The organism is Brasilonema bromeliae SPC951 (assembly GCF_012912135.1).
In the GTDB taxonomy this organism is placed as follows: Bacteria; Cyanobacteriota; Cyanobacteriia; order Cyanobacteriales; family Nostocaceae; genus Brasilonema; species Brasilonema bromeliae.
This window is the reverse complement of record NZ_QMEB01000002.1, coordinates 1-19,200: the sequence shown is the minus strand read 5'-3', so window position 1 is coordinate 19,200 and position 19,200 is coordinate 1. Positions and strand designations below refer to the sequence as shown.

General features: G+C 44.0%; 21 protein-coding genes and 1 pseudogene. 11 read left to right on the top strand and 11 right to left on the bottom strand.

Annotated features, from left to right (window positions below; all coding sequences use genetic code 11):
- The first annotated feature begins 35 nt into the window (after window positions 1-35).
- Window positions 36-1,289 carry an RNA-guided endonuclease InsQ/TnpB family protein gene (locus DP116_RS00470; RefSeq protein WP_169153287.1) on the top strand — a complete coding sequence of 418 codons (1,254 nt, stop codon included), beginning with the start codon at window positions 36-38 and terminating at the stop codon, window positions 1,287-1,289.
- On the opposite strand, the gene DP116_RS00465 is transcribed toward DP116_RS00470, so the two are convergent.
- From DP116_RS00465 to DP116_RS28865, 8 genes are all read right to left on the bottom strand, one after another.
- Complete coding sequence (locus tag DP116_RS00465; protein WP_169153286.1) at window positions 1,286-2,392, bottom strand: hypothetical protein; 1,107 nt, start codon at window positions 2,390-2,392, stop codon at window positions 1,286-1,288. The genes DP116_RS00470 and DP116_RS00465 overlap by 4 nt on opposite strands.
- Entirely contained in the window at window positions 2,329-3,657 is a 1,329-nt protein-coding gene (locus DP116_RS00460; protein ID WP_169153285.1) for a hypothetical protein, read from the bottom strand. Before DP116_RS00460 ends, DP116_RS00465 begins: the two co-directional genes overlap by 64 nt.
- A gap of 110 nt (window positions 3,658-3,767) precedes the next feature.
- Window positions 3,768-4,370: a hypothetical protein gene (locus DP116_RS00455; RefSeq protein WP_169153284.1), complete on the bottom strand. Its 603-nt coding sequence runs from the start codon at window positions 4,368-4,370 to the stop codon at window positions 3,768-3,770.
- Window positions 4,371-4,540: 170 nt separating this feature from the next.
- Entirely contained in the window at window positions 4,541-4,738 is a 198-nt protein-coding gene (locus DP116_RS00450) for a DUF2281 domain-containing protein (RefSeq protein WP_169153283.1), read from the bottom strand.
- Between the two features lie 35 nt (window positions 4,739-4,773).
- On the bottom strand, window positions 4,774-7,329 hold the full coding sequence (locus tag DP116_RS00445) for an Eco57I restriction-modification methylase domain-containing protein (RefSeq protein WP_339381523.1): 2,556 nt from the start codon (window positions 7,327-7,329) through the stop codon (window positions 4,774-4,776).
- A gap of 102 nt (window positions 7,330-7,431) precedes the next feature.
- Window positions 7,432-7,662, bottom strand: coding sequence for a hypothetical protein (locus DP116_RS28875; RefSeq protein WP_246275425.1), 231 nt, complete (start codon window positions 7,660-7,662; stop codon window positions 7,432-7,434).
- Window positions 7,656-7,883: a hypothetical protein gene (locus DP116_RS28870; RefSeq protein ID WP_246275424.1), complete on the bottom strand. Its 228-nt coding sequence runs from the start codon at window positions 7,881-7,883 to the stop codon at window positions 7,656-7,658. The genes DP116_RS28875 and DP116_RS28870 overlap by 7 nt, the downstream gene beginning before the upstream one ends.
- A 96-nt stretch (window positions 7,884-7,979) precedes the next feature.
- A complete protein-coding gene (locus DP116_RS28865) occupies window positions 7,980-8,177 on the bottom strand; it encodes a hypothetical protein (protein WP_246275423.1) in 198 nt (65 codons plus the stop codon).
- A 333-nt stretch (window positions 8,178-8,510) separates the two neighbouring features.
- On the opposite strand from DP116_RS28865, the gene DP116_RS00440 reads away from it, so the two are divergent.
- The 10 genes and pseudogenes from DP116_RS00440 to DP116_RS00395 all read left to right on the top strand — a co-directional run bounded on the left by DP116_RS00440 (window position 8,511) and on the right by DP116_RS00395 (window position 15,459).
- Entirely contained in the window at window positions 8,511-8,843 is a 333-nt protein-coding gene (locus DP116_RS00440; protein ID WP_281357333.1) for a DUF5674 family protein, read from the top strand.
- The gene (locus DP116_RS00435; protein WP_169153282.1) at window positions 8,840-9,211 is read left to right on the top strand and encodes a hypothetical protein; all 372 of its coding nucleotides are present in this window, start codon (window positions 8,840-8,842) and stop codon (window positions 9,209-9,211) included. The genes DP116_RS00440 and DP116_RS00435 overlap by 4 nt, the downstream gene beginning before the upstream one ends.
- A gap of 22 nt (window positions 9,212-9,233) precedes the next feature.
- Window positions 9,234-9,851, top strand: coding sequence for a hypothetical protein (locus DP116_RS00430; RefSeq protein ID WP_169153281.1), 618 nt, complete (start codon window positions 9,234-9,236; stop codon window positions 9,849-9,851).
- Between the two features lie 27 nt (window positions 9,852-9,878).
- Window positions 9,879-10,193 (top strand): annotated as a pseudogene (locus DP116_RS00425) (FtsX-like permease family protein); the annotation flags it as partial.
- 124 nt (window positions 10,194-10,317) lie between these two features.
- Window positions 10,318-11,148 carry a class I SAM-dependent methyltransferase gene (locus tag DP116_RS00420; protein WP_169153280.1) on the top strand — a complete coding sequence of 277 codons (831 nt, stop codon included), beginning with the start codon at window positions 10,318-10,320 and terminating at the stop codon, window positions 11,146-11,148.
- 65 nt (window positions 11,149-11,213) lie between these two features.
- The gene (locus DP116_RS00415) at window positions 11,214-11,984 is read left to right on the top strand and encodes a DevA family ABC transporter ATP-binding protein (protein WP_169153279.1); all 771 of its coding nucleotides are present in this window, start codon (window positions 11,214-11,216) and stop codon (window positions 11,982-11,984) included.
- A gap of 31 nt (window positions 11,985-12,015) precedes the next feature.
- On the top strand, window positions 12,016-12,432 hold the full coding sequence (locus tag DP116_RS00410) for a XisH family protein (protein WP_169153325.1): 417 nt from the start codon (window positions 12,016-12,018) through the stop codon (window positions 12,430-12,432).
- Entirely contained in the window at window positions 12,420-12,755 is a 336-nt protein-coding gene (locus tag DP116_RS00405; RefSeq protein ID WP_169153278.1) for a XisI protein, read from the top strand. Before DP116_RS00410 ends, DP116_RS00405 begins: the two co-directional genes overlap by 13 nt.
- A 97-nt stretch (window positions 12,756-12,852) precedes the next feature.
- Window positions 12,853-13,899, top strand: a complete 1,047-nt coding sequence (locus DP116_RS00400; protein WP_169153277.1) for a serine/threonine protein kinase — start codon at window positions 12,853-12,855, stop codon at window positions 13,897-13,899.
- A 78-nt stretch (window positions 13,900-13,977) separates the two neighbouring features.
- Window positions 13,978-15,459 (top strand): serine/threonine-protein kinase, encoded by a 1,482-nt coding sequence (locus DP116_RS00395; protein ID WP_211172993.1) that lies wholly within the window; start codon window positions 13,978-13,980, stop codon window positions 15,457-15,459.
- A 210-nt stretch (window positions 15,460-15,669) separates the two neighbouring features.
- On the opposite strand, the gene DP116_RS00390 is transcribed toward DP116_RS00395, so the two are convergent.
- The 3 genes from DP116_RS00390 to DP116_RS00380 all read right to left on the bottom strand — a co-directional run.
- Window positions 15,670-15,807, bottom strand: coding sequence for a type II toxin-antitoxin system HicA family toxin (locus DP116_RS00390; RefSeq protein WP_244838252.1), 138 nt, complete (start codon window positions 15,805-15,807; stop codon window positions 15,670-15,672).
- Window positions 15,808-15,836: 29 nt separating this feature from the next.
- Entirely contained in the window at window positions 15,837-16,076 is a 240-nt protein-coding gene (locus DP116_RS00385; RefSeq protein WP_169153276.1) for a type II toxin-antitoxin system HicB family antitoxin, read from the bottom strand.
- Window positions 16,077-16,181: 105 nt separating this feature from the next.
- A partial coding sequence (locus DP116_RS00380; RefSeq protein ID WP_169153275.1) for a cobaltochelatase subunit CobN occupies window positions 16,182-19,200 on the bottom strand: 3,019 nt, incomplete at its 5' end.

Here is a 19,200-nt window from a genome sequence, read left to right as displayed (position 1 = left end):
GTATAGAAGTTAAAGCGATAAACTAAAATAGTTCTATGCTAATCACTTACTGCTACCGAATCAAGCCAAATCCCGAACAGGTTGTCATTATGGACAACTGGCTCGAACTCTTGCGTAGGCACTACAATTACGCATTAGGGCAAAGACTTGATTGGTTGCGGCGTACGAGATGTCAAATTGACCGTTGCAGTACTGTTTCTCAACCCATTGGGGAAATACCAGATAAAGTTGACTACTACACTCAGCAGTCAGACCTGAAGCAAACAAAACAGTTGTTTCCCAATTACAAGAATATTTGGGCAGAATCTCAGCAAGTCAATCTGCAACGCTTGGATAAGGCTTGGAAGAAATGGTTGTTTCCCGACAAGAGTGGCAAAAGGGGAGGCAGGCCGAAGTTTAAGAAGTCGGGACAAATGCGTTCTTTCGTGTTTCCACGAGTCAATAATCCCAAGGCAGGGGCTTTTTTAGAGAACGGAGTATTGCGTTTGTCTAAGATTGGCCCAATGCCCGTAATCATGCATCGACCATTACCAGTCGGGTTTAATCTCAAACAGGCAACGATAGTCAAAAAAGCGGATGGTTGGTATGTGTGCTTGTCCCTAGAAGATGACACAGTGCCATCACCATTGCCATTAGATGAAGTGAAATCTACTGTTGGCGTGGATGTAGGATTAAAAGAATTTCTGACGACATCATTGGGCGAAACAGTGCCCGCAAGCAAGCCATACCGCACCGCACAAAATCATTTAGCCCGACAACAAAAATTTTTATCCCGCAAGCACAAAGGGTCTAATGGGTACAAGAAGCTGCAAAACAAGATTGCTCGCATTCACCAACGAGTGGGGCGGGTGAGAGAAAATTTTCACTACAATACGGCACACAAACTGGTTAAACGCTATGACTTAATTGCAGTTGAAGATTTAAATATCCGGGGTTTAGCCCGTACACCTTTGGGCAAATCAATCCTAGATGTGGCTTGGGGTAGTTTCATTCACAAGTTGGAAGCAGTGGCAGTCAAATGCAGCGTTCACGTTGTTAAAGTTAATCCTCATGGCACAACTGTGGATTGTTCAAATTGTGGGGCGAAAGTACCTAAAACCCTGTCGATGCGTACTCATGAATGCCATAAATGCAATGCGGTCATCGACAGGGACGAAAACGCGGCTCGTAATATCTTGCAACGAGCATTAAACGCCGTGGGACTCATGGTGTCTGCTGGTGGAGGCTTAGGGGATGCCCAGCCTATGAAGCCAGAAGCTTGGGGTTGGAATGGAGTACAGACAACTTAATTTTGACTCTTAGAAGCTCCCATTATACCCGCAAGGGTATAACGGGAGAGAACGTCACATAATGCTTGGATTTGGCGATCGGCGCGGCGGACGGTTGCAGTGGAAGCAACGATTTTCGGGCGGATGGTTTTATCGTTGTTGGTGACGCTGCATAAAGCATCTATTGCAGTTTCGTACAATCCTACCATCGTTCCCAGTGGTCCGGAAATCAGGTGCAATTCGTCTTGAATAACTAAGTCGGGTGGGGGTAGTCTTTTTTCGAGCGATCGCCCTTTAATTTTTGGATCACCAGTTCCATAAAATCCGTCTCGGTCGTCGTAGTGCGTCACCTTACCAAAAAGCGCCCCCGTTTGACCTACCCAGGGTAAATTGGCAAATTTGTCAACTGTCGCAATGATGAAACAGGGTAATCTGCGATATATCTGTTCATCGACTGCAATTAAGGGCAGAAAATTGTTTCTTCTAAAAACGCACGCTGGTTTGCCGTCCGCACGTTTCTTACTGCCAACACAAATTAATCGCAAGTCAGTAGGTGCATCGGGATTTGGTAACAACTGAAACGAGTTGGTTGTTAACTCTGCACCACACCAAGGACAGCGTTCGAGGGGGACTGGCTTAGGTTTGGCTTTGTCATCGCGTTGGTAAGCATGAGTGCGGGCGTGGGCTGAATTCTCATCCTTGTCGCGTTTGCTACCCATTTTATTGGGAGTAGCGCTTTGCCCGACCCAAAGCCCAATTTCAAAGGGGTGATTGCCAAGTTTGGGGTTATGCTGGCGTTGAAGTTCCAAAGCACAGATGAGAGTTGCAGCGCGTTCGAGTTGATCCAGGGTGAGGAGACGGAGGGTGTAGCGCATCAGGACGCTGACACCTGCAGAGTAAATGCTGGGGTCTCGCAGACGGCGTAAGACAAGGGTAAATGCAGCTAAACCCAGGTATGCTTCGGTTTTCCCGCCACCTGTGGGGAAGAAGAGTAAATCGACAATTTCCCGATCAGAATTTTCGGGGTTGGTGATGCTAACGAGATTTAAGAGTAAAAATGCTAACTGAAACGGTCGCCATTTGGGGGGTGGAAAGTCTTCGGGTGAGATGTTGTCGGTGAGCAAGTTCGAGTCTTGGCGGTTTCCGTCGAGTCGAAACTTGCGAACCCGAAGGGTGTCGTGGGTGAGGCGTTGTCTGCGGGCAGTAGCGATCGCACGGTTAGCAATTTGAAACGCCTCAAAAACCAATGGATCATCCAGTGCTTGGAGTCCAGGGCGATGCGATAAGCCGGAGGCTTGACGCTCCGCGTATCGCATATTTTTCTCGCACGGTTCAACAAGTCAGTTGCGACTTTGGTTTGTTGCGGTTCGCTTGGGGCTGCGGCTTGTTGGTCAGTTATCCACTTGAGATAACTTGTCACCATTGGATTTATCATCCGGCGCACAGTTTGCGCGTCTGCAGCATCCGCCAGTGCTTCCATTGAAAGTTCCAACCCTGCGATGTCTGCTGGTTCAACTCTGGGAACTTCGGCTTGTGGTATCCAAGTTGTGGAGATTTCCTGACATTTGTTATCAGAGTGAAGTGCGATCGCCGAGACGTTATGACCGACGGCGAACTCGCAGTCATTGCGGTATTGTAAACTAGCGACAGCTTCATCCCAATCTGAACTATTCTGTCCACGCAAGTCAGGACGAGGAACAAAGCCCTTGGTGGTACGGATGTTGAGACTGGCTTGGAAAGCAAAACTGGGATCTCGTTTTTTATTAGGGTTATGAGTGCGATAGTTAACTAGAAAGACGGAAACCGAACGAGTACCCTTGGGAAGATTTTGAGAACGTACTGCGCGACACGAAACAAACAACTGCAACCCACTACCACCAGGAACATCTAGCTGTTTTTTCTGCTTATCTTTGGGTAAGATGATGTGTACATCCACAGCTTGGGGAATGCGTTCCCATAACTCAGTTGAGATTTGTTCCGACTCGCTGTCAGTTTCTGTACTCTCTAATTCCGTTTCGCCAACTTTAGAAACGTAGTCGCCCCAATTCACCGTCACATCTAACTCTTTAGTCTCTGATGAGATAAGAAAGCTTAAGCCAATCGAAGAGGGAAAAAGTGCTTTTCTTGCGGAAGCAGTTTCAGGAGTTCCAGCATCATCAGCTACATCGCTGTTGCTAATTTGGTCAAGTTCATCATTGCTTGTGTCATCAGAACGCACTTCAGGCGGTGCACCAAAAGGTACCAGAAAGCCAGTGAGATACCACTTAGAAGGTGGCTGCGTCAGGACTTCACAGGCGTAGGTGGTATCATTAGGTGTTGGTCCTACTAAGTCAAGTTGGAGGGCATCTGTGAGGTGCGATCGCACTTCGGCTGGAGTAGTGGCTGGCATGGTGTATCGCCGTTTACTAGAGGTACAGCAAGCAATCAACTGTATTTCTTATGTTGACGAAAGTTTTGTCAAGTGTCAATTCATAACTTGAAAAATTTATGACGTAAAAATCAACCAGCTTTCACCATCCACACCAGAAAGCTAAGAATTTGTTCGATAGGAGGAAGAGGATAATCCATTAAATCAATTGTGACTGTTTGTCCCTCAAGTTTGAGAAATCGCCATTGCGTTCCACTGCTTACAGTACCGTAAACTGCTGTTATGGGTTGTGCTTTGGCTTCATTAAATTGCTGTGCGGCTACCATTTCTGCAATGCATTGTCCGAGTCCAGATTTGAGATCAGATTTTTTCGCTTCAACAATCACAATTGCAGGTGCTTCCACGGTTAATTGTTCGGGTGAACGACAAAGCAGGAAGTCACATACACCGTTGAGTCCAATACTCGGATCAACGTTAAATTCTTCCCCGGAAAATACGCTGATTTGCTGATTAAAAATGCGCCGCACTTCCAGAAGCACGGGATTTATGATCACTTCAGAACGTGCTTTCTCTGTATCTACAGCTATAGCCCACGGTAAATCTTCTAAGATTCCTTGTAGTCTCGGACTCGGAGTCACTGGTTCAATCGAGTCTGGAAAAAAGCGAACTCCCTCTACAGTAGTCAGGCGAAAATCTTTTTTTACTCTGTCGATGGTGAATTGACTGTAAGGCATGATATCGCAGTCCTATTTGAGTTGTAAAAATTATCAACCGCCTTAGCGCAGCGTGTCCGCAGGACATAGACGCCAAGAACGCCAAGAAAAGAGAGAAAAGAGAATTTTCCGTCTACGTTTTGTTTGAGTTAAGTCTGAAAATGGAAAGGGAACGATAACGACATTACCTTTTACAAATCCTGCCATGCAGCTTCTTCCTCTGGTTTTAACCAATCTTTTTGTAGTGATGATTCACTCATAATAGTGATTTCTCTTATGTTACGTTGCTGGTTTTTTGCCTGGAGAAACTGAACGAAATCTAAAATTTCCTGCAACAAGGGTTCAGGTAATTTTTCTAGTTCTTGTGTAATTTGTTCTTTAATTGTCATTGTCTCCGCTTATATTTAGGCAATTTAAATTAATATTACTCCACATTAAACCCTGGTATTATTGGCGAATCTTTAACAAGCTTTTGAGATTTGGTTTTAGCTGTTTTCTTTTTCGCACTCTTCGCCTTCGCTTTCCCCTCCGCCGCCTTACCGCCAAGAATTTCCGCTTCCGCGCGTTTTTGGTTAAGGTCGAGGAGGCGTGCTAAAACTTCATCATGCACTTGTTCTGTCCAACGGTAGCGCCAAGGTTTTTTCCGCTGTCTACTACTCCCCTCTCCTTCATAAGCAGAGGCGTTGGGGGTGAGGTCTTCCTCATCGTTGTAGTCTAGTAAGAAGGTGCAGTCGGTAGGAATATCACTCCAGTCGTAAGCATTGAGGACGGCTTTATCCATTGCGGCGTGAAGTTCGCGCAATTTCAGGATATCAGAGTCGCGTTCCTCTGGATCATGGAAGCGGTTGTAAGTGTCGGTGAGTCCTTCGTTGTTGCGAATCATTAAGGCGGCGCGGAATTCGTAGTATTCTTTGCCTGCGGCTTCTAGGGTGGGGTTGGTTTGCGAGTTTTCGGGGAAGGGGAAGGTTTCAAAGCAGTCGGTGGGGGTGTAGCGAAGTCTATCTTCCAAGGATGAACCGAAAAATCTTGCCCAAATTTCGTGGATGCGGGATTGAAGGATGCAAAAGGCTGAGTAGGTGGGAAGTGCGAAAACTACTAAACCCTCAGAAAAAACTATATTTGAAGGTAAAAATGTAAATGAGCCATGTTGACCGATGCGAGAAATGACTAACACGCGATTAAGTGGGGCGATCGCTCTAAACAAATCTACTCTTTTTTCTGCATATTGCCACCAATATTTTCTATATGAAGCACGATTATCAAGTAATCGCTTTGGCTTAACCTTCTGCTCTACAATCTCCATCAAATCAGGATACAACCTCGCCTCATCCTCACTCATCTCCCCAAAATTAATAACATAACGACGATGCGCGTGAGTTGGACTACTATTTACCTCTTCTCCCCCAATATAAGGAAAAATCCTATCTGCATTTTTTGAATCTTTCTCAATCAAACGCTGCATTTCTGCAATGGGTGTCGCCTCTGGATTACTATCATCAAACGTGAAACCCATTCCCAAAACATAGCTTCCAATAAAACTTTTCTCAGCATTCGCCAGCAACACCGCCGGATTTTCATTTCCCCCCGCATGAAACAAAAATGCAGAAATTCGGGGAACCTCTCGCCCATTCAACAGCTTTGTCTGTTTATAATTTCCTTGACATATATTAACCACGCTGACAACAACTGCTGCTAGTCCGGGCCATTTTAACCGTTTTTGAGCATTGTAAATTGTTCCCCCTTGCTGACAAATCCAACGCAGTCCAGTGCTACGAGTATCACCCTGTGCAATAGTATTTGTAGCAATTAACCCAAGCGTCCCACCCTGACGCAAAATCTCAAAAGCACGACGGAAGAAAAACGCCACTAAATCAGAATTACCGTGAGATTCTGGGTAAACTTCTTTTAACCAATCTTGATAACCAGGTGCATGGGCGTTAATTGTGGTATTTTTTCCCGCAAACGGCGGATTCCCAACGATCGCATCAAACCCTGGATTATTATTTCTATCATCCTTATCAAATACCTCTGGAAATTCAATATCCCAGTTAAACGGAATAATCCCGCGTTCCCCACTCCGCAACCTACTCGCAATTTCCTGCAAATTCTCAGTATCTGCTTGGTGATACCGCCAATTTCTCACCAATTCTCCAATCTCTTTTTCTCTCTCTTCCCGCTGCTTGTTATTACTTCCCTCAAAGAACGCCGCAATTCTCACATCTGCTGTTAACCGCGCCTCGTGCAATTCTTGTTCTACTTTATATAGATAATTCCGCTTTTGGTCATCATCAGCATCACTGCGGGTATCCAACGCCTGAATTTCCGTCCGATAAGAATGCGCACGCTCAAGTTGTTCTTTCAACAGTGCTAACAACGGAGCCGCATCTTTCCCAAAAGAACCAATCTCCTCTTTCCTCAACCCTACCAGCGAATCTCCACACTTGAGCGCATGATCCAAAAATGTAAACGGCAAATCCTTCGCCAGCGTCACCAACCATAAAGATAACTTCGCCAAATTCACCGCAAACGGGTTTTTATCCACTCCATACAAACAGCGTTGGGCGACGAGGCGACGCGCGAGAAGGAGGGGTTCGTCGGAAGAAAGCAGAGGGGTGGAAAGACGGAGGATCGCAGGAGAATCTTCTCCCCCCTGCTCCTCTGCTCCCCTGCTCCCCTGCTCTTTTCTCTCCCAAGTTTCCACCAACTTCTCTGCCAACTGACGACAAGTCTCCACCAAAAACGCACCGGAACCCATCGCCAAATCACAAACTTTCAACGATAAAATTTGCTCAGCGGTGGGACGTTCTCCCAAAGCTTCCAACACCGGACGCAGTGTTGTTTCCACAATTGGCTTGGTGAGGGAACGGGGTGTGTAGTGAGAACCAGAACGCCTGCGTTCTTCTCCTGGTTGCAAGTACAGCGAACCCACAGGTAAAATATGCGGTGTTTGTCGCGACACTTTTCGATCTAGCGCCGCCACCACATCTTCTAATGTCTGTGCTGCTTTTAATTCCTTGAGGGCATTTCCGGAAATTTCACAGTTTGCCCATTCTTTTAATAGTTTAGGGCGATACGCGAAGCGTCAAGCCTCCGGCTTATCGCCTGATTTCGCCGCCAAAATTGCTGCCACATCCACCACCACCGTCGTCGAAACCTTTGACCCCTTGGGCTTGCTGTAAACTCCAATACTCGGACTTTTCGCTTGTTCCACAGCAAAACCCATGATACCTTCATACACTGAGCCAATTTGCTCCACATCCAGCGCCCGATAAGAAAGCCGTTCTCCTTCCAAAATCAGTAACTTTTCTAACAACCTATACACCACACCATCAGGAATTCGTGGTGGTTGAATCGCTTACACAACAAACCGATGGGTATTTGCGTCTCCCGCAACAACCGCTCAAATTTTGCTTGAGGACTAGCGTGCCAACTTGTACCAGACTTAGCAATCAAAGGTGCAACTGCATCCAAATCAGTATCCGGGGAAATGATTTGCACCAACATCAGCGGTGAGTCGCTATCTGGTTCAGGCACAATATAGGTAGGCGCGAGGACTTCGCCGTAATCAGGTAACGCTACCTCATATTCTGTCGATGCCTCAATTAAGTTAGAGTTATCCCAATTTAATACTTATACCACGAAAGAAAGAAAATTTGCAATCCTACCATCCTCATCAACCACAGCCAGCAGCGATTGTTGCAAATCCACCACATTGCGATTCACCACCGCCTGCGCCTTCACCAACGCCGGAGGAGACACAACCAACCCTACTGGTTGGAGAAAACCCAACCACTCTCTATGTCTTGTGATTTCAGGGTCGATTGCCATTGTCTCTGCTGTGTCTCCTTTAATTTAATCTCTCAAATCAAGTATCTTTGATTACTCATACCAGTTCTCCATGATAGCTTGCTCGTAAAGTGCCATAGATGCACTTTATTTTTAAAACGTTAGCGTAGCGTGCGCCCTTGGCGCATACCGCCAAGAACGCCAAGAACGCCAAGAAAAGAGCAAGAAGAGAGATTTAATTATTTAGTGCAAGTTTATAGAGAATCGGTATAAGCTTCTTTCCTACTTTATAACTTTCATCAGATAATGTTCGGATGTTGCAACACAAAGTATAGTGTGGAGTCTAGACATAGTTTTAAAATAGAGGAAAGCTAATTGATTCTGTTGCTACGCGAGCGCGCTACAAGAGAGCAAATCGAGCAAATGCTGGAAGAGCATAAGTTTTCTATCAAAACTGTAGTTGATGTTGAGCGCCGAGTTATTGCTGGAGGGGGTGATATGCATTATGACTGCGAACAGGTATTGCTAGATGATGGTAGCACTCAAGAAAATATCTGGGGTGCAAGCTTTATGCCTGTGAATCAGAAAATTACTTACGACTCGATTGTTAATCTTCGTCCTCGTCAAAATCGTTCAATGGAAATACTAGACCCTAATATTAGAGAAAGGGTTGCTCAAATCATTATCGAGTTTCTAGGAAAATTATGACAGACTTTAGCTTAAAGAAACAAAGCTTTGTAAAAAATGATATTCCTAATCGCCTGCATAAGTTGGCTGAAAATTTATCTCAGATTAAAAACTTATGTGCCGAGGAATCGCATCAGGAATCGATACTCAATCTTGCCAAAGAAAGTAGGTATTTTATTGAATGGACTGTTCCAGACATGGTACAGGCAGATATTGATCAAGCAGCAGAATTGGTTGATTTAGGGCGTGTTTTGACGCGTTGGCTATTTGATTGGGAAAAAATTTGGTCTGATTCCAAAGAAAAAACGAAAATCGCCCAACAAGCCGAAGACTGGTTAAAAAGAGTTTTAGAAATATCGCGCTCGCAATCTGAATCAATTACTGTATAGCTAGCTTTCTTGGAGGAATCAAATGAGCCGCCAACCATTGCTAGACCCAAATCGCTCGTATACTTTTAGTAATTATTTTGAATTGGGATTTGCAATTGATGATTTAGTTGCAGAGTTTGGCTACTCATTCGAGCGGAAATTTCTCCATTTGCCGCAATATTCCGGTACACTAGACCGATTACTTGATTTAAAACAACGAATTGAAGAAGTATTACCATATGTAGATTTGGAAAACGAAGCTACGCGACGAGAGATACTTATTGCGCCAGTTGTTACCGAATTAATCCACTATTCCCGTGCCAAATTGCGGATTGAATACAACATCAAAGTTGATAATCGACTTCAAGGTAATTTGGATTATTACCTACGAACACAGACCAATTTAATTGTGATTGAAGCCAAGCAAGCAGATATAAATAGGGGATTTACACAACTAGCGACTGAGATGATAGCCCTTGATAGATGGACTGATTCCAATCAACCAGAAATATTGGGAGCAGTAACAACTGGTAACATTTGGCAATTTGGTATATTGTACCGACAGGCGCAGCGTATTGAACAAGCAATCAACCTTTACCGAGTCACCGAAGAATTGGAAGTGGTAGTCAGGATTTTACTAGCTGCACTCGTGAATCTCTGAGTGAACGTAAATTAACAACTAACCACTCACCAGATTCTTTATAGTGATGTTTCGGATCATTTACCAGAGTACGCCACATTGAAGGCAATGGGATATAGTGACGGTTATCTTTTGGGTGTTTTGTTTCAAGAAGCGTTACTTTTGGCAGCATTGGGTTATGTGCCTGGATTTTTGATTGCGATCGCACTCTACCAAGTGACATATGCAGCAACTTTGCTACCTATTGCGATGACACTGACTCGTGCAATGACTGTGTTTATCATAACGATAGTCATGTGTACTTTTTCTGGGGCAGTTGCAATGAGGAAGTTACAATCTGCAGATCCTGCGGATGTGTTTTAGTGAGTAATAAATGATTAAAAAACCGCAGAGACGCAGAGTACGCAGAGAAAGAGGAAGGAGAAATAAATTCTGATATAAACGGATTTGATATAAGTGATCACAGAAATGTTCTGGGAGTATATCAATGTCAAATGACTCAACAAATGCATTCAACAACGAAACTCGTGATGCGTGGAATACCAACGCTAGTGTATGGGACGCCCGCATGGGAGATAACGGGAACGACTTTCATCAACTGCTGATTCGTCCTGCGATGGAGAGACTGCTGGAGATAAAACCGGGTACTCGTATTTTGGACATAGGCTGTGGAACTGGGCTGACAACTCGCAGATTAGCTAGCTTGGGTGCACATGTCGTCGGAATAGATTTTGCCGAGGAGATGATTACTTGTGCCAGCAAAAGAACTCAACAGCATGAGACATCAATTGAGTATCACGTCCTCGACGCTACAGATGAGACAGCTTTACTTGGGCTAGGGGAACGTTCCTTTGATGCTGCTGTATCCGCAATGGTACTTATGGACATGGCAGAAATTGACTCTCTGTTACGGGCACTCACAAAGTTGTTGCGTCCTGGAGGCTGCTTTGTCTTTGCCGTGATGCATCCTTGTTTCAATAGTACACATACCAGTATGGCTGCAGAAGTCAAGGATTGCGAAGGTCAACTAGTAACAGAATACTCGGTCAAAGTGTCTGGATACTTACAACCCAGCACCACAAAAGGATTAGCAATTGAAAATCAACCAAAACCCCAATTGTACTTCCATCGACCATTGCACGTTTTGTTAGGTGCAGCATTCCGTGTTGGGTTTGTACTTGATGGCTTGGAAGAACCTGCTTTTCCTGCTGACGATTCTTCTAATAGTCGCTTTTACAGTTGGTCTAACTTTACTCAAATTCCACCTGCGCTTGTTGCCAGGTTGAGATTTTCTGATGAATTACTACGCACATCTTAGGCAGTCAGTCAATAATAACCTAGAAAAATAAGACTATCAAAAAAATAACTTCTTCTCATAACCCAATGCACATAGTAACAACTGAACCCGTCATTTCTGCCCAAAACCTCAATCATTACTTTGGTGAAGGTACGCTTCGCAAACAAGCGTTATTTGATATCAATTTAGATATTTACTCTGGCGATATTATCATTATGACTGGACCTTCAGGTTCAGGAAAAACAACCTTGTTAACCCTTATGGGAGGACTGCGTTCTGCCCAAGAAGGAAGTTTGAAAATTTTAGGACAAGAAATGTGTAGTGCGAGTAAGAAGCAGCTGCGAGACGTTCGTCGTCAAATTGGCTATATTTTCCAAGCGCATAACCTCATGACATTTCTAACAGCAAGAGAAAACGTGCGGATGTCGTTAGAGTTGCATGACGAGTTTTTAAATCAGGACATGGATGGTAAAGCTATTAGTATGTTGGAGAGTGTAGGTTTGGGAAATCGTGCAGATTATTATCCAGACAGTTTATCGGGTGGACAAAAGCAGAGAGTGGCGTTCGCGAAGCGTTCCCGAAGGGAACTCGCCCGCGCCCTCATCAGTCAACCAAGAATAGTTCTAGCAGATGAACCCACAGCAGCACTTGATAAAAAATCTGGGCGTGATGTCGTGGAATTGATGCAGAAGTTAGCGAAAGAACAAGGCTGTACAATTTTGCTGGTGACTCATGATAACCGTATTCTTGATATAGCCGTAGACGCGAAGCGGCTTGTCGCCAGACATCGCATTATTTATATGGAAGATGGTCATCTTATCAGCGATGGTGTAGATGCTGCAGCGAAAGTGGGTTAAAAAGTTAATGTCCATTTAAATGAATTTTGATATGCCAGCAAGAGATATCTATCATGATGCTGTCAAAAATGCTTTGCTTAAAGACAGCTGGACAATTACAGACGACCCTTTGCATTTAAAATGGGGGCAGAAAGATATGTATGTGGATTTAGGAGCACAACGACTACTAGCCGCAGAACAGGGAAATAAAAAGATAGCTGTGGAAATTAAAAGTTTTATGAGTCCGTCGGAAATGCAAGACTTAAAAGATGCTATTGGCGGATTTGTCATGTACCGGGCTGTTATTGGGCGTCTTGAACCTGAAAGAACGTTGTATTTGGCGGTGCGCGACAATATATTTACAGCTTTGTTCGAGGAGCCAATTGGTAAACTTTTGATAGAGACAGAAAATCTCTATCTAGTCGTGTTCAATCCTAACAGTGAGACGATTGTGCAATGGATACCTTAAATACTTATCGACGCATTATTAAAGATGTATTAATTCCATATACACAGATTCCTTACTCGCACGGAGACATCCAGTGTAAAACAGTCTTCGATAGTGAAAATGATAGCTATTTACTCATTACTTTAGGATGGGATGGTGTTAAGCGGATTCACGGTTGTTTAGTCCACATTGATATTATTGATGGTAAGGTTTGGGTGCAACGGGACGATACAGAGGATGGAGTTACCTATGAATTAGTAGCTGCAGGAATTCCCAAAGATAGGATTGTGCTAGGATTTCATCCAGCTAATGTTCGTCCTCATACAGGATATGCAGTTGCTTAAGGTTACGGTTGAAGGTTAGGTTGTTCCAAAATTGACAAATTTCTGATCCCTGGATATCTGTGCCAAAATAAATTCAAACTTTTGTGACTATCAACCAATGACGTGGGCACCAGGACAGAAATTACACCGCGATAAGTATGAAATAAAACGAGAGTTAGGAAGGGGACGGATTGGCATTACTTATCTTGCCACAAATAGGGATGGAAAAGAAACTGTTATTAAAACACTGAATCCCGATTTACTCAATCAACTTGGTTTAGAAGACCGTAATTACTTAGAATCAGGGTTTCTAGATGAAGCCCCTAAACTCGCAAGATGTCAACATCCCAATATTGTCCTTATGATAGAGTCCTTCAAAGAAGGGGACTTACCATGCATAGTCATGGAGTATATTCAAGGAGATAATTTAGCGAAACTTGTCAAATCACGGGGATTTTTTCCAGAAAAAGAAGCCCTCGGTTACATTCAGCAAATTGGACAAGCACTTATCGAAGTTCATAAACAAGGATTTTTACATCGGGATATCAAACCAGAAAATATCATGGTGCGGGCAGGTACGTATCAAGCTGTTTTGATAGACTTTGACTTAGCAAGAGGATTTGACAGTCCGTTGACAAGTCGCGGTGCTAGAGTTGACGGATTTACACCCATTGAACTACACTTCAACTCCGCCACACAACAGAAACGACGCGGTGCTTGGACGGATATTTATTCTCTTGCTGCAACTTTATATGTATTATTAACAGGACAACAGCCAGTTAGTGCGATAAACAGGAAAGACCAAAATAAAAGATTAACTGAACCCAAAGAATTGAACAACCAAATTAGCGATCGCATTAACAATGCCATAATCCAAGGAATGGAACTAGAACCAGAACAACGTCCCCAGACAGTAGAGGACTGGTTGAAAGAATTGGGGTTGCAAACAAGAGGTTTTTCTCTCCCGAAACTACTTTGGATAAAACCTCTGTGGGCACGGATAATAGGGATTTTGACTGTGTTGGGGTTATTGGCAGGAATAATATCAGGATTAGACGCCACTATAAATTTACGGGATAAATTGTTCCCAAAACCATTAGCTACACCCACCAGTTCCACAACACAAGACACGCCACCATCTTCCAGTCTCCCGCAGAAAAAGTGACAAAATTTTGCTTTTCTGACTGATAACAACTAATACCAAAAGAAAGATAGGAAATCGCCAAAGCATCAATGCTTGCGGATGTACACTGGCACATTGCGTAGTTCTAAGTACTTATGGCAAACTGTAGCACCTGCCATATCCGCAAAAGGCGTGTCAAAATCAATAATAGTTAACGACAAACCTTTAATTATGTACTGGGGCGAGGGGCAACTCATACACAACGGCAAATACAAGATAGAAAGACAGTTGGGCGGCGGCGGCTTTGCTGTCACCTACCAAGCAATACATACTCAGCTTAATCGCCGAGTCGTCATCAAAACACCAAATTTAAGTGTCCAAAACGATCCAGACTATCCCAAGTATCTTAAACGCTTTAAAAAAGAAGCACAAATGCTGGGAGAATGTTGTGCAGACTCCCATCCTCATATTGTGCAAGTCTTCGACTTCTTTGAGGAAGATGGTCGTTCCTGTCTGGTGATGCAATATATACCAGGCGAGAGTTTGTGGCAGTTTGTACAAAACCGAGGGGCATTACCAGAAACTGAAGCTGTTAAATACATCCGACAAATAGGATCAGCCTTGGTGGAAGTGCATAAAAAAAATATCTTCCATCTTGATGTCACCCCTCCCAATATTATGCTCAGTTTTAAGCCAGGGGTTTCTAACTCTGGCAAAGCGGTGCTGATTGATTTTGGTATTGCTGGGGATATGTCTCCACCTAGTACACTTTCGAGATCTTTTGGAAACAAGGCATTTGCGCCTTATGAATTAGTGCGTAAAGGTATTCGTCACCCAACAGTGGATGTGTATTGTTTGGCTGCGTCCCTGTATTATGCTGTAACTGGGCAACGCCCCACCAATTCCTTTGACCGCAAGTTTGATAACGAGGAATTAGTACCACCCCAGCAACTCGTCCCCAGTCTCAGCAATGGTGTTAATCAGGTAATTCTGCAAGGCATGGCGTTAGAGGCAAAAGACCGTCCTCAAACGATGCAGGAGTGGTTAAACTTATTGGGTTCCCAGCAAGCGATTATCTCTAATAAATTAAGTTCAGATATGGGGGTAGATTACCGTAATCTGGAGAAGCTACTCAAAGCCAACCTGTGGCAAGAAGCAGATGAGGAAACTACTAGACTGATGCTGAAAGTAGCTGGTCGAGAAAAGGATGGCTGGCTTGATGTTGAATCTATTAACAACTTTCCCTGCACAGACTTAAGCACCATTGACCAACTTTGGGTAAAATACAGCAATGCGCATTTCGGCTTTAGCGTACAAAAGCGCATTTGGCAGGAAGTTGGTGGTAAACCTGATATTGATATGAAAATTTACATCCATCTTTGTAAGTGCGTCGGATGGTATAGAAACTCTGGTTGGTTGAATTATGATGAACTTACCTTCAATGCTAAATCTCCTGTAGGTCATCTTCCAGGAGGATTACTGATCTGGTTATGGATAAGTTTTGAAGTAGGAATAGAACGAGAAACAACAGAAACAAAGTGGTGGAATATTATATCTTCTCTCTCATCAAGACTTGCAAAGTGTAACATTCAGTGCGATTAGTTGGGTAGAAACCTTTTCGAGGGATGATATGGATGGTGACTTGCTCAATCCCTTTCCGCCCCATACAAAATATGCTGTTGCTTAAGGCAACTTCTGTGCCATTTTTGAATTTAGTAAAATACAGTTACTTAGCGTCTGACGAGATATTAGGCGATCGCTCCAATCTATCTTTAATAGTTAAGTCATTCAACTTACCAGCTATTAATATTGCTAGGGTGGAGGTATCTCCAAATCTTTACAAATTTTCACAGCCAAAATATCAACTATCTCGGTATGTCTTGGAACTGCTGATGTTCTATTGTTTGATGGATTGTAGTAAATGGTGTGTTTTCCACCCTCTCGAAGCAAAAGACAACCGTTGGCTTCCAGATGGCGAATCAATTCTCGTCTCTTGACGATATTTTGACTGTAATCTTTTCACGCACAACATCTTTACCAGATAGTTTTTGCTCTGCCAATTCCCGATTTGAGATTAAAATTAGCTCAATGACTTCCCGCAGGCTTTCCCTTGCTTCTTCCAAAGTTCTTTCTTGGACATTTGCGCCAGATAACTCTTGGACGTAGCCAATATACCAGTCATCGACTTTTTCAAATATTGCAGTGAAAGAGTTTTCCATATAATTTGCTCTCTGACTCCGAAAGTGTAATCATTTGAAGACATCATAGCCTCAAAAGAGGTGAGTTTGTGTGGTGCCGTACTCTCGGCTAACCCACCCTACCTTCTAAACCGTCACACCTTCAATCTCCTCATCCGTCAACTCATACAATTCGCGTAACTTCTGCAACTTCTCATCACTCGCCTCCCAAAAACCGCGCCCATGCGCCTCCAACATCCTGCCCACAAGATTACGAAAAGCTTCCGGATTCGCCTTTCGTAATTTCTCCGCCATCTCTGCATCTAAAGCATAAGTATCAGCAGCTTGGTCATATACCCAATTATCAGTAAAATCCGCAGTACCGCCCCAACCAATCAACGCCGTCATCCGTTGAGAAATTTCATAAGCACCACCCGAACCCTGATTCGCCATCGCTTCCGCCCATTTAGGATTCAGCAACTTGCTGCGATACTCCATCCGCAACAAATCATCCAAATTTCGGGGAGTCGTATCCTTCGAGAAACTTTCCACAAAACTAGTAGTCACTTTTTTCCCGCGTTGTTTCTCCGCCGCCTTCTTCAAACCACCAGTATTGGCATAATATTCTTGAATATCAGTCAAACCGTATTCCACAGAATCAATTTCTTGGACAATGCGACTGGTGTTTTGCAAAAGTTGAGTCAGCACTTCTGGTCTAGCTTGACCTTTATCTTGCCTACCATAGCTAAACACATTGCGACCTTTCCAAGTATCCCCCAACTCATCCCCAGATTCCCAATTACTATCAACCACACGATCATTCACCAAAGAACCAAAATCACCCGCAGGATTAGAAAACAACCTCGCCGAAACATTCTCCACTCCTTGCGCCTTCAAAGCCAAAGCGTGTTTCCTAATAAAATTCTGGTTCTCCGGTTCATCAGCCTCAGCCGCCCGTTCAAACAAATCATCCAACAACTCAATAATATTCACAAAACTATCGCGGAAAATCCCCGACAAATTCGCCAACACATCAATCCGGGGATGTCCCACCTCAGCCAAAGGCTTCAACTCATAACGAACAATTCGCCCCGTCCCCTCCTTCACAGCTTCCGCACCAACCAACTCCAAAAGAATACCAAGAGATTCCCCCTTAGTTTTAATCGCATCCAAACCCCATAACATCACCGCCACAGTCTCCGGATACGTCCCATTCTCTTGCAGATGCTGCGCGATAATCTTTTGACCAATTTCCCGTCCCCGTGCAAACGCCGCAGGCGAAGGCATACGATAAGGATCTAAAGCATGAATATTTCTCCCCGTAGGCAAAACACCCACACCATCCCGTAACAAATCCCCACCAGGCGCAGGCAAAATATACTCCCCATTCAAACCCCGCACCAGATTCGTCAACTCATCAGTAGTTTGTCCCAACAACTCTCTAATTCTCTTCTCCTCTTCCTCCTCCTCTCTGCGTTCTCTGCGCCTCTGCGGTTCGTTTCCAAAATAAGCCTCCAAATACCCCGCCAACTCCTCCTCACTTGGCTTTTCCCCCAAAACATGCAACCCAGAAGAAAACAGACGATTCTCCAAAACCTGCAAATACTCGTACAACTTCACCAGATAATCATCAAAAGCATGACCACTAAACATCCGAATATTCTCAGGCGTAAACCCAATCCCCAACCGCTTCGCATCCTCAAACGGACAATCAGCATCCAAACCAGTATCCACAATCTTCTTACAAATCGCTTCCTTCAGGACATAATTCTTCTGCGGATCCTCTCGATACTCCGCAATCAAATCCCGCAACGTCACCAACTCCTTATACAAACCCGCACGCCCATAAGGTGGGACATTGTGAGAAATTAACACCCCATAACCGCGACGCTTTGCCAGAATCGATTCCGAAGGATTATTCGCCGCATATATATATAGATTAGGCAAATCTCCCAACAAAATATCAGACCAAGAATATCCCGTATTCCCCAAAGGAGAACCAGGCAACCATTCTACAGTACCGTGCATCCCAAAATGAACAACCGCATCAGCTGCAAATTCATTTTGCAACCATTTGTAAAAAGCAGCGTACTGGGGATGAGGAGTTAAATCTCGTTCAAACATCAACCGCATCGGATCACCTTGTAATCCCAATGGTGGTTGTACACCTATCCAAACATTTCCAACCTGAACACCGCCAATATGAAATTCATCGCCGTAAGTCTTAATCCCAGTACTCGTGAGAGATTTCCATTGTTTCTCAATCCGGGATGTGCTCCGGTATCCTAGCCATTTTTCCAAGGTGCGGACATTAACTGATGAGGGAACAATATTTTCTTCATCTTGCTTATCTTCCCATTTGAGTTCATCCGCTTCTTTAACTTTGCGAATCAACTCTTCTCCATCTTCCGGTAAATCTCCAACCGTATAACCTTGGTCTTTCAATGCTTGAAGAAACTTCAGTAAACTTCTTGGTACATTTAACAACGCAGCTGTTCCCACAGCACCGTAACCAGGCGGGAACCCATACAAAATAATTGCAATCTTTCGTTCCGAGACAGGTTTTTGTCGCAAAGCAACCCAGTTTTTCACTCTCCCAATTAATCGCTGCACCCGTTCGGGAACCAGATAAATCTTTTCTCCCACCAAACCACCAAGGGGAACGGTGTCGATCGCCCCATCCAATTCTGGCAAAGCATATAAAACAACACTCTGCAATCCTCCAATACCTTGGCGCGTCCAAGAATAAATATCTTGAATCAGCAATGGTGCGGCGACAATGTATGGTACATTCTTAGCAGTAAGGATGCGTTTTGCAACATCAACTTGTCTTCCCGCTTCCATTGAACCAGCCGGACCACCGACAAGAGGAAAGCCAATCGTTGAGACAATGGCGTCAACCTTGACTGCTTCTTTTGAAAGCGAAGCAATTTCTACATTTCCTTGTTGTCGTTGCTGAGTTTCGTAGTCAGTTGTCATCCAATCCCGCACCGCGACATGACCTTCTACACCATTAATAAAGATGGGTAATGGTATCAAACCAGCTTCTTGAAAATTGCGAATGAGTTGCGGTATGTAAGGTTGTTTGGTGATAACGTGTTTGCGATAGAGGAGAATTCCTACGACTGGCTTTTGGATTTTAGATCCCCCCAACCCCCCTTTCAAA

What these genes read in the sequence shown, in the direction of transcription:
- DP116_RS00410 (WP_169153325.1), top strand. Translation starts at nt 12,016, where the DNA reads ATGCCAGCAAGAGATATCTATCATGATGCTGTCAAAAATGCTTTGCTT.
- DP116_RS00395 (WP_211172993.1), top strand. Translation starts at nt 13,978, where the DNA reads ATGTACACTGGCACATTGCGTAGTTCTAAGTACTTATGGCAAACTGTA.
- DP116_RS00470 (WP_169153287.1), top strand. Translation starts at nt 36, where the DNA reads ATGCTAATCACTTACTGCTACCGAATCAAGCCAAATCCCGAACAGGTT.
- DP116_RS00450 (WP_169153283.1), bottom strand. Translation starts at nt 4,738, where the DNA reads ATGACAATTAAAGAACAAATTACACAAGAACTAGAAAAATTACCTGAA.
- DP116_RS00420 (WP_169153280.1), top strand. Translation starts at nt 10,318, where the DNA reads ATGTCAAATGACTCAACAAATGCATTCAACAACGAAACTCGTGATGCG.
- DP116_RS00385 (WP_169153276.1), bottom strand. Translation starts at nt 16,076, where the DNA reads ATGGAAAACTCTTTCACTGCAATATTTGAAAAAGTCGATGACTGGTAT.
- DP116_RS00460 (WP_169153285.1), bottom strand. Translation starts at nt 3,657, where the DNA reads ATGCCAGCCACTACTCCAGCCGAAGTGCGATCGCACCTCACAGATGCC.
- DP116_RS00455 (WP_169153284.1), bottom strand. Translation starts at nt 4,370, where the DNA reads ATGCCTTACAGTCAATTCACCATCGACAGAGTAAAAAAAGATTTTCGC.
- DP116_RS00430 (WP_169153281.1), top strand. Translation starts at nt 9,234, where the DNA reads ATGAGCCGCCAACCATTGCTAGACCCAAATCGCTCGTATACTTTTAGT.
- DP116_RS00415 (WP_169153279.1), top strand. Translation starts at nt 11,214, where the DNA reads ATGCACATAGTAACAACTGAACCCGTCATTTCTGCCCAAAACCTCAAT.
- DP116_RS00405 (WP_169153278.1), top strand. Translation starts at nt 12,420, where the DNA reads ATGGATACCTTAAATACTTATCGACGCATTATTAAAGATGTATTAATT.
- DP116_RS28865 (WP_246275423.1), bottom strand. Translation starts at nt 8,177, where the DNA reads ATGGCAATCGACCCTGAAATCACAAGACATAGAGAGTGGTTGGGTTTT.
- DP116_RS00435 (WP_169153282.1), top strand. Translation starts at nt 8,840, where the DNA reads ATGACAGACTTTAGCTTAAAGAAACAAAGCTTTGTAAAAAATGATATT.
- DP116_RS00400 (WP_169153277.1), top strand. Translation starts at nt 12,853, where the DNA reads ATGACGTGGGCACCAGGACAGAAATTACACCGCGATAAGTATGAAATA.